1 protein-coding gene is annotated in these 662 nt (G+C 62.5%); it reads right to left on the reverse strand.

Going from position 1 to position 662, the window contains the following annotated elements; translation table 11 throughout:
- Nucleotides 1-482 (reverse strand): hypothetical protein (locus tag L6Q67_RS23880; protein ID WP_296576111.1); only part of this gene is annotated, 482 nt, incomplete at its 3' end.
- Between the last annotated feature and the right edge of the window lie 180 nt (nt 483-662).

Here is a 662-nt window from a genome sequence, read left to right on the forward strand (position 1 = left end):
ACGCCTTCGTTCCACATGGCGATGGCCTGGGCGGCGGTGAACAGCGGGCTGCCGGCCTTGGCGCTGAGCCAGGCGGCGACGATCTGCCGTTCGAGGGGAGCGTCGCCCGCGGTGTCGGTGCCGGTGATGATGGCGCGGATGGTTTCGGTGCGACCGGCGGATGCGGTGAACACGCTGCCGAAGGTCTTGTTGTCGAGGTCATCGACGGTCGGCGGGTTGGCGGCCGCGTAGGCCTGCCAGAAGGTCACGCCGTTCATCTTCGGGGCACAGGGGGCGGTGCCGTTCTGGCTCAGGTTGCCGGACGCGGAAAAACCGGACGGCTGCTTGCATTCGGCGGCGAGCGCGGGGACGCTCTTCAGTGCCATCAGCAGCGGCGCGCCAGCCAGGCCGGTCTGGATGAGCTTGCGTCGATTGGCCTTGGGCGCCTGACCGTCGGTGCTGGGCTGCAGCTCGGCAGATTTTTCGGGGTGTTCCAGATTCATCCTAAACCTCGTTGAACTGACGCCATGGGGGCGTGATTAATTTGCAGTATATGCAGGCCCGCTGATCACGAGTGTGACATGGGTCCGCTTCTTGGTCGGATTAGGTAAAGCAATTTTCATTCCCCTTTCCCTTTGTGGTAGTAGGGGCATGATTTTTAAAGAGATAAAACGGGGTGCCGA

This window comes from Zoogloea sp. (genome assembly GCF_023150065.1).
Taxonomy (GTDB): Bacteria; Pseudomonadota; Gammaproteobacteria; order Burkholderiales; family Rhodocyclaceae; genus Zoogloea.